The 8,706-nt window shown below is 73.0% G+C and carries 8 protein-coding genes; all 8 read left to right on the top strand.

The window, feature by feature from the left end; translation table 11 throughout:
* Window positions 1–87 precede the first annotated feature (87 nt).
* The 8 genes from ACFTZL_RS35895 to ACFTZL_RS35860 all read left to right on the top strand — a co-directional run bounded on the left by ACFTZL_RS35895 (window position 88) and on the right by ACFTZL_RS35860 (window position 8,667).
* On the top strand, window positions 88–1,275 hold the full coding sequence (locus ACFTZL_RS35895; protein WP_382591861.1) for an inositol-3-phosphate synthase: 1,188 nt from the start codon (window positions 88–90) through the stop codon (window positions 1,273–1,275).
* A complete protein-coding gene (locus ACFTZL_RS35890) occupies window positions 1,272–2,309 on the top strand; it encodes an SCO3242 family prenyltransferase (protein WP_382591858.1) in 1,038 nt (345 codons plus the stop codon). The genes ACFTZL_RS35895 and ACFTZL_RS35890 overlap by 4 nt, the downstream gene beginning before the upstream one ends.
* Window positions 2,306–3,277, top strand: coding sequence for a sugar phosphate isomerase/epimerase family protein (locus ACFTZL_RS35885; protein ID WP_382591855.1), 972 nt, complete (start codon window positions 2,306–2,308; stop codon window positions 3,275–3,277). The genes ACFTZL_RS35890 and ACFTZL_RS35885 overlap by 4 nt, the downstream gene beginning before the upstream one ends.
* Window positions 3,274–3,999, top strand: a complete 726-nt coding sequence (locus ACFTZL_RS35880) for an EboA domain-containing protein (protein ID WP_382591852.1) — start codon at window positions 3,274–3,276, stop codon at window positions 3,997–3,999. Before ACFTZL_RS35885 ends, ACFTZL_RS35880 begins: the two co-directional genes overlap by 4 nt.
* Window positions 3,999–4,919, top strand: coding sequence for a TatD family hydrolase (locus ACFTZL_RS35875; RefSeq protein ID WP_382591849.1), 921 nt, complete (start codon window positions 3,999–4,001; stop codon window positions 4,917–4,919). The genes ACFTZL_RS35880 and ACFTZL_RS35875 overlap by 1 nt, the downstream gene beginning before the upstream one ends.
* A gap of 3 nt (window positions 4,920–4,922) precedes the next feature.
* Window positions 4,923–6,092 (top strand): metabolite traffic protein EboE, encoded by a 1,170-nt coding sequence (gene eboE, locus ACFTZL_RS35870; protein ID WP_382591846.1) that lies wholly within the window; start codon window positions 4,923–4,925, stop codon window positions 6,090–6,092.
* The gene (locus tag ACFTZL_RS35865) at window positions 6,089–7,528 is read left to right on the top strand and encodes an alkaline phosphatase family protein (RefSeq protein WP_382591843.1); all 1,440 of its coding nucleotides are present in this window, start codon (window positions 6,089–6,091) and stop codon (window positions 7,526–7,528) included. Before eboE ends, ACFTZL_RS35865 begins: the two co-directional genes overlap by 4 nt.
* Window positions 7,529–7,608: 80 nt before the next feature.
* Window positions 7,609–8,667 (top strand): sugar phosphate isomerase/epimerase family protein, encoded by a 1,059-nt coding sequence (locus ACFTZL_RS35860; protein ID WP_382591840.1) that lies wholly within the window; start codon window positions 7,609–7,611, stop codon window positions 8,665–8,667.
* Window positions 8,668–8,706 lie beyond the last annotated feature (39 nt).

Below are 8,706 nucleotides of genomic sequence, written 5' to 3'. Positions count from 1 at the left end.
ACTGAACGGCGGCGGGCGGGGGACGCCGGACCCCCGCTCGCCGTCTCCCTTCCCCCCTCGGGTTCGCGCACGATCAGGAGGCTGCCCATGTCCGCGTCCCTCTCCCGACCGCGTGTGGGGGTGTGGCTGATCGGAGCCCGAGGCTCCGTCGCCACCACCGTCGTCACGGGGTGCGCCGCCATCACCGCGGGACTGCACCCGCCCACCGGCATGGTGACCGAGACCCCGGCGTTCACCGACAGCGGCCTGCCCGCGCTGTCCGACCTCGTCTTCGGCGGCCACGACACCCTCGACTGCCCCCTGCCCAAACGCGCCGAGACCCTGACCGCCGGCGGCGTCCTCCCGCCGGGCGTCGCCACCGCACTCGCCGCCGAACTCGAGGCCGCCGACCGGGAGATCAGGCCCGGCGGCCCCACCCCGGGGGACACCAGAAGCGAGGCCGAACTGATCCTCGCCTTCGCCGACGACATACGCGACTTCGTGCACCGCCACCATCTGGAGCGAGCCGTGGTGGTGAACGTCGCCTCCACCGAACCCGCGTCCCAGGGGCCCGGCGCCCCGCTGCCGGCCAGCACCCTGTACGCACTGGCGGCCCTGCGCGCGGGTTGCCCCTACGTCAACTTCACCCCCTCCGAGGGCATGCACCACCCCGCCGCCGCCCGTGAGGCCGAGCGGAGCGGCCTGCCGTACGCCGGCCGGGACGGCAAGACCGGACAGACACTGCTGCGGGCCGTGCTGGGCCCGATGTTCGCGCAGCGGGCGCTGAGGGTCCGGGCCTGGTCCGGCACGAACCTGCTGGGCGGCGGCGACGGCGCCGCCCTCGCCGACCCGGCCGCCGCCGCGGCGAAGAACGCCGGCAAGGAACGCGTCCTCGCCGACACCCTCGGCACCGTCCCCGAGGGCGAGGTCCACATCGACGACGTCCCGGCCCTCGGCGACTGGAAGACCGCCTGGGACCACATCGCCTTCGACGGCTTCCTCGGCACCCGCATGATCCTCCAGACCACCTGGCAGGGCTGCGACTCGGCGCTCGCCGCACCCCTGGTCCTGGACCTGGCCAGGCTCACGGCCCGCGCCCAAGAGGCAGGCCTGTCCGGCCCGCTCGACGCCCTCGGCTTCTACTTCAAGGACCCCGTCGGGGACGGACCGTCCGGTCTCGCCGATCAGTACGAGGAACTGGTCCGGTTCGGACGGAGCCTGGGGCAGGCCGATGAAGAGGGCCGCCAGGGCGTGGGGTCGGTGGAGCGCCTTGACGACACCAGGGGAGCACTGTGACGCTGCGCGAAAGCTCTTGCGGATGCTCCGAGGGCGCGACCACAGCCGCTCCTCAAGGCGGCACCGGCGACACGGCCCCCTGCGCATGCACCGGCCGGTCACAGCGCGGACGCGCCTGGGCCGAACTTCTGCGTCTGCCCGCCCTGTTCAGCGTCCCGGGCGACGCCCTGGCCGGCGCGGCCGCGACCGGAGCGGCACCCCATGCCCGCACCCTGCTCGCCATCGGCTCCTCCCTCTGTCTCTACGAGGCCGGCATGGCCCTCAACGACTGGGCGGACCGCGACATCGACGCCGTCGAACGCCCGCACCGCCCCCTGCCCTCCGGCCGTATCCGCCCCTCCGCCGCCCTTACAGCGGCCTGTGCCCTCACCGGTGCCGGACTGGCCCTGGCCGGCGGCGCCGGCCGCCCCGCCCTGGCCGTCGCCGCTCCCCTCGCGGCTACCGTCTGGGCCTACGACCTCGGCCTGAAGCACACACCCGCGGGCCCCGTGGCCATGGCCGCGGCTCGTGGACTCGACCTGCTCCTGGGAGCCGCCGCGACGACCGGCCGCACCCGACCGGCACTCCCCTCAGCGGCCCTCCTCGGCACCCACACGCTGGCCGTCACGACGGTCTCCCGCCAGGAAGCCCAGGGTGGTTCGCCCCTGGCCCCCTTGGCGGCGCTCGCGACGACCGCCCTGCTGACCCGTGTCGTGACGCACCGCCCTTCAGAGCACCGAGGGGCAACCGCTCCTGACCGTCTCGGGCCACGAGCGACTCGGCCTCCTGGACCTGTGCTCGGCCGGAAACCCGCGGCACACCTCACCACCGCTCTCGCGGCCGTCTACGTCGCGGCCACCGCCCGCCCCTACTTCCACGCCACGCTCAACCCCTCACCTCCGCTCACCCAACGAGCCGTCGGCGCCGGCGTCCGCGCCACGATCCCCCTTCAGGCCACCCTGACCGCCCGCTCCAAGGGCACGGCCACAGCCCTCCTCATCGCGGCCCTGGCCCCGCTGGGAGCGAGGTTCGCGAGGAAGGTGAGTGTGACGTGACTCCAGAGACCTCTCCTCCCGATCCCCTCCAGCCCCTCCGCTTCGGCTACGGCACCAACGGTCTCGCCGACCTCCGGCTCGACGACGCGCTCTCCCTCCTCGCCGACCTCGGTTACGACGGCGTCGGTCTGACCCTCGATCACATGCACCTCGACCCCCTCGCCCCCGACCTCGCCGCCCGCACCCGGCGGGTCGCGCGGCGGCTGGACGCGCTCGGCCTCGGCGTCACCGTGGAGACGGGCGCCCGCTATGTGCTCGACCCGCGCCGCAAGCACGGCCCCTCCCTGCTGGACCCGGACCCCGGTGACCGGGCGCGCCGGGCCGACCTCCTCGTCCGTGCCGTGCGGGTCGCCGCCGACCTCGGCGCCCACGCGGTCCACTGCTTCAGCGGCGTCCTCCCGGAGGGCACCGACACGGACACCGCGTGGAAGCGTCTCGCCGAGACCCTCGCGCCCGTCCTGGACGCCGCGGCCTCCGCCGGCATCCCGCTCGCCGTCGAACCCGAACCGGGCCACCTCCTCGCCACCCTGGCCGACTTCCACCACCTCCGCCGCACGCTCGGCGATCCCGAGCCTCTCGGCCTCACTCTCGACCTCGGCCACTGCCAGTGCCTCGAACCCCTTTCTCCCGCCGACTGCGTGCGCGCCGCCGCCCCCTGGCTGCGCCACGTCCAGATCGAGGACATGCGGCGCGGCGTCCACGAGCACCTCCCCTTCGGAGACGGGGAGATCGACTTCCCGCCGGTCCTGGCGGCCCTCGCCGCCACCGGCTACCAGGGCCTGACCGTCGTCGAACTGCCCCGCCACTCCCACGCGGGCCCGCACTTCGCCGCACACTCCCTCCCGTTCCTCCGCCACGCCGAGCAGGTCGCGGCCGCCGCGTCGCCGTTCCCCGCTCCGGCCCTCCAGCAGGCCGCGCCACCCCACGGCGCTCCCTCCGCCACCCCTGAAGGGAGCAGCACCCCATGACCCAGCCCGGCACCACACCGGCGGCAAGAACCGAGAGCACCACCCACACCGGCCAACCCGGTCCCGGCACCGCTCTCACCCCCTCGCCCGCCGACCTCCGCCGCCACCTCACCACCCACCTCGACCGTGCCGCCCGATCCTGGCTCGAGCACGCCCTCGACGAGGCCGCCGCCCACCCCGGCATCCACGGCCCGATCTCCCCGTGGGAGCTGCGTCTCGCCGAGGCCGGTCGCCGCTGCGGTGCCGCGCACGCCGACGCCGCCCGGGTGCTCATCCTCCACGCGGCCCACGCCGGCACCGACGCCCTGACCCGGGTGTACTTCCAGGGCACCGCCGACGAACGCCGCGCCGTCCTGCACGCCCTGCCCCACCTCGTGTCCGGCCCCGGCGCCCTCCCTCTCGTCGAGGACGCCCTGCGCGCCAACGACACCCGGCTCCTCAGCGCCGCGGTCGGCCCGTACGCCGCCCGGCACCTGGCCCCCCACGACTGGCGCCACGCCGTGCTGAAGTGCCTGTTCACCGGCGTCCCCGTCGAGCACGTGGCCGACCTGCCCCGGCGCGCCCACGGCGACGCCGAACTCGCCCGCATGCTGGGCGACTACGCCGCCGAGCGCACCGCCGCCGGCCGCAGCGTCCCCGAGGACCTGTACCGCGTCCTGGACCTGACCGAGTCCGTGACCCCGGCCCCCGGCACGGACCACCCCCACGGCAAGGAGTCCTGATGCGCATCTTCGACCCCCACATCCACATGACCTCCCGGACCACCGACGACTACGAGGCCATGTACGCCGCCGGTGTCCGTGCCGTCGTCGAGCCCTCCTTCTGGCTCGGCCAGCCCCGCACCTCGCCCGCCTCCTTCCGCGACTACTTCGACTCGCTGCTCGGCTGGGAACCCTTCCGCGCCGCCCAGTACGGCATCGCCCACCACTGCACGATCGCCCTCAACCCCAAGGAGGCGAACGACCCGCGCTGCGCGCCCGTCCTCGACGAACTGCCCCGGTATCTCCTCAAGGACAACGTCGTGGCCGTCGGCGAGATCGGCTATGACTCCATGACCCCCGCCGAGGACACCGCCCTCGCCACGCAGCTCCAGCTCGCCGCCGACCACGGCCTGCCCGCCCTGGTGCACACCCCGCACCGCGACAAGCTCGCCGGCCTGCGCCGCACCCTCGACGCCGTCCGGGAGTCCGCCCTGCCGCCGGAACGCGTCCTGGTCGACCACCTCAACGAGACCACCGTCAAGGAAGCCAAGGACAGCGGCTGCTGGCTGGGCTTCTCCGTCTATCCGGACACCAAGATGGACGAGGAACGGATGATCGCGATCCTGCGCGCCTACGGCACCGAGCAGGTCCTGGTGAACTCCGCCGCCGACTGGGGAAGGAGCGACCCCCTCAAGACCCGCAAGGTCGGCGACCTGATGCTGGCCGAGGGCTTCGACGAGGACGCCGTCGACCGAGTGCTGTGGCGCAACCCCGTCGCCTTCTACGGGCTCAGCGGCCGCCTGAACCTCGACGTCACCGGCACGGAGGCCACGCACGAGGGCAACTCCATCCTCCGCGGCGCCCCGAAGGATCCGCACGAGCCGGATCCCGGCCCGGTAGACGGCGACGAGCCGGCTCGCGTCCCCGTCGCGGAGGCGTGAACCATGCGCTTCCGCCACCCCGACGGGTCCACCGTCCACCTCGCTTACTGCACCAACGTCCACCCCGCCGAAACCCTCGACGGGGTCCTCGCCCAGCTCCGCGACCACTGCGAGCCCGTCCGTCGCCGCCTGGGCCGCGACCGGCTCGGGATCGGGCTGTGGCTCGCCAAGGACGCCGCCCACGCCCTCGTCACCGACCCGTCCGCGTTGCGCGGCCTGCGCACCGAGCTCGACCGGCGCGGCCTCGAAGTCGTCACCCTCAACGGCTTCCCCTATGAGGGCTTCGGCGCCGAGGAGGTCAAGTACCGGGTCTACAAGCCGGACTGGGCCGACCCGGAACGCCTCGACCACACCAGCGCCCTGGCCCGGGTCCTCGCCGGGCTCCTCCCCGACGACGTGGCCGAGGGCACCATCTCCACCCTGCCCCTCGCCTGGCGCACCGCGTACGACGACGAGCGCGCGGAGACCGCCCGCGACGCCCTGCGCACCCTCGCCGAACGCCTCGACGCCATCGAGGAACTGACCGGCCGTTCCATCCGCGTCGGCCTGGAACCGGAACCCGGCTGCGTCGTCGAGACCACCCGCGACGCCATCGCCCCGCTCACCGCGATCGGCCACGACCGCATCGGCATCTGCGTCGACACCTGCCATCTCGCCACCTCCTTCGAAGATCCGGACGCCGCCCTGGACGCCCTCACCGAGGCCCGCGTCCCCGTCGTCAAATCCCAGCTCTCCGCCGCCCTGCACGCCGAACACCCCCATCTGCCCGAGGTCCGCGAGGCCCTCGCCGCGTTCGCCGAACCCCGCTTCCTGCACCAGACCCGCACGGTCACTGCCGCCGGGCTGCGCGCCACCGACGACCTCGACGAGGCCCTCGCGGGCCACGTCCTGCCCGACGGCGCACCCTGGCGCGCCCACTTCCATGTCCCCCTGCACGCGCCCCCCGCCTCGCCCCTCACCTCCACACTCCCGGTCCTGAAGACCGCACTGACCCGGCTCGTCGGCGGCCCGGCCCCGCTCACCCGCCACCTGGAGGTCGAGACCTACACCTGGCAGGCCCTCCCGCCCGAACTGCGCCCCCGGGGCCGCGCCCAGCTCGCCGAGGGCATCGCCGCCGAACTCACCCTCGCCCGCGACCTGCTGACGGACCTCGGCCTGAAGGAGCTGCCGTGAGCACCGACCCTTCCGCCCCGGGTACCGACCCTTCCCCCCGGGGCACCCACCCGGCCCCGGCAGGCCCCACACCCCTCCTTGTCCTCGACGTCGTCGGCCTCACCCCCCGGCTCCTGGACCACATGCCCCATCTCAAGGCGCTCGGACAGTCCGGCTCCCGCGCCCCGCTGGGCACCGTCCTGCCCGCCGTCACCTGCGCCGCCCAGTCCACGTTCCTCACCGGCACCATGCCCTCGGAGCACGGCATCGTCGGCAACGGCTGGTACTTCCGCGAACTCGGCGACGTCCTCCTGTGGCGCCAGCACAACGGGCTCGTGGCCGGCGACAAGCTCTGGGACGCCGCCCGCCGCGCCCACCCCGGCTACACCGTCGCGAACATCTGCTGGTGGTACGCCATGGGCGCCGACACCGACTTCACCGTCACCCCCCGTCCGGTCTACTACGCCGACGGCCGCAAGGAACCCGACTGCTACACCCGGCCGGCCGCGCTGCACGACGAACTCACCGAAAAGTTCGGCACGTTCCCCCTCTTCCACTTCTGGGGCCCCGGAGCCGACCTCGTCTCCAGCCGGTGGATCATCGACGCGACCCGCCACATCATGCGCACCCGGCACCCCGATCTGACGCTCTGCTACCTCCCTCATCTCGACTACGACCTGCAGCGCTTCGGCCCCGACGACCCGCGCTCCCTGAAGGCGGCCGCCGATCTGGACGCCGCCCTGGCCCCGCTCCTGGATGACGCCCGCACCGAGGGCCGCACGGTCGTCGCGCTGTCCGAGTACGGCATCACCCGCGTGAGCCGGCCCGTCGACATCAACCGCGCCCTGCGCCGCGCCGGCCTGCTGGAAGTGCACACGCAGGACGGCATGGAGTACCTCGACCCGATGGCGTCCCGTGCCTTCGCGGTCGCCGACCACCAGATCGCCCACGTGTATGTGCGCCGCCCCGAGGACCTCGACGCCACCCGGGCTGCCCTCGACGGTCTGCCCGGCCTCGGCCAACTCCTCGACGACGAGGGCAAGAAGGCCCATCACCTCGACCATCCGCGCGCGGGCGAACTCGTCGCCGTGGCGGAACCCGACGCCTGGTTCACGTACTACTACTGGCTCGACGACGCCGACGCGCCCGACTTCGCGCGACTCGTCGAGATCCACCGCAAACCCGGCTACGACCCGGTCGAACTCTTCATGGATCCCCTCGACCCGTACGTCAAGGTCAAGGCGGCCACCGCACTGGCGCGCAAGAAACTCGGCATGCGCTACCGCATGGCGGTCGTGCCCCTGGACCCCTCACCTATTCGTGGCAGCCACGGCCGCCTTCCGGCGAGCGACGACGACGGTCCGCTCCTCATCTGCTCCACCCCCCGCGCTGTCGGAGACCGCGTAGCGGCCACCGATGTGAAGTCACTGCTGCTCGAACTCGCCGGTCTCAGCTGAGGACAGAGCCTCAGTTCCGACTGGTCACAAGTGAAGCACTCACCACTGACAACGCCCCGCGATCACGAGGAGTTCCACGCATGAGCCGCTTCTCCCAGCCCGATCCCGAGCTCGACCACCGCCTCAGCAGACGCGGCATGCTCGGCGTGGCCGCCGGCGCCACGGCCGCCGCCCTGCTCGGTGCCGCGGCCCCCGCGACCGCCGCCACCGGCAACGCGACGGGCGCCACCGGCACCGCGTCCGGAGCCAAGGGCCGCGGCCGGCCCGTCCTGCCGCCCGGCCGCCTCGGTATCCAGCTCTACAGCCTGCGCGACAAGGTCTCCACCCTCGGCTTCGGCCCCGTCTTCGCCGAACTGGAGAGGTACGGCTACGACGAGGTCGAGTTCGCCGGCTACACCCAGGGCTCCGCGGGCCCCATCACGCTCGCCCAGCTCAAGCGGCTGGCACGGAACCACGGCCTGAACCCGATCGGCAGCCACGTCGGCTACTACTCCAACGACCCGGGCGCCTACACCTTCGCCCAGAACCTCACCAAGGTCCTCGACGACGCCCAGGCTCTCGGCCTCAAGCACATCGGCACGGCCTCCGGACCGTTCCGCTACGGCTCCACCGTCGACGCCTGGAAGCGCGCCGCCGAGGAGTTCAACACCTACGGCGCCGCGGCGAAGGCCCGGGGCATGAAGTTCTACCAGCACAACCACTCCGAGGAGTTCTCCTTCGCCACGGACAACCCCAAGGTCCGCCTCTACGACATTCTCCTCAAGGAGACCGACCCGGACCTCGTCTACCTGGAGATGGACATCTACTGGGCGTACGTCGCCCAGTTCCGCTTCTCCAAGCGGCCCGACGGCAAGCCCGCGCCGTTCGAACCGCTGGACTACGTTCTCAAGCGGCCCGACCGCTACCCGCTGTTCCATGTGAAGGACGGCGAGAGCGACCCGTCGAACCCGTACGGCTACAACATGACCGACGTGGGCGACGGCGACATCGACTACCAGCGGTTCATCTCCGCCGTCACCCGGCTGCGCGGCCACCGCATGGCCCACCACTGGCAGGCCGAGCACGACAACCCGGCCGAGTCCTTCACCTTCGCGCGCCGCTCGAGCGCGCACCTGCACTCCCTGAGGGAGAAGTGCTGAGGGCGGTACCGGCATGAGGAGGCCCCTCCCGCACCTGGG

It is taken from the genome of Streptomyces sp. NPDC056948 (genome assembly GCF_042674225.1).
Classification (GTDB): domain Bacteria; phylum Actinomycetota; class Actinomycetes; order Streptomycetales; family Streptomycetaceae; genus Streptomyces; species Streptomyces purpurascens.
The sequence above is the reverse complement of the archived record's forward strand: the minus strand, read 5'-3'. Positions and strand labels throughout refer to the sequence as shown.

Coding starts and splice junctions, on each gene's coding strand:
- ACFTZL_RS35895 (WP_382591861.1), top strand. CDS start 88: ATGTCCGCGTCCCTCTCCCGACCGCGTGTGGGGGTGTGGCTGATCGGA.
- ACFTZL_RS35880 (WP_382591852.1), top strand. CDS start 3,274: ATGACCCAGCCCGGCACCACACCGGCGGCAAGAACCGAGAGCACCACC.
- ACFTZL_RS35875 (WP_382591849.1), top strand. CDS start 3,999: ATGCGCATCTTCGACCCCCACATCCACATGACCTCCCGGACCACCGAC.
- eboE (WP_382591846.1), top strand. CDS start 4,923: ATGCGCTTCCGCCACCCCGACGGGTCCACCGTCCACCTCGCTTACTGC.
- ACFTZL_RS35860 (WP_382591840.1), top strand. CDS start 7,609: ATGAGCCGCTTCTCCCAGCCCGATCCCGAGCTCGACCACCGCCTCAGC.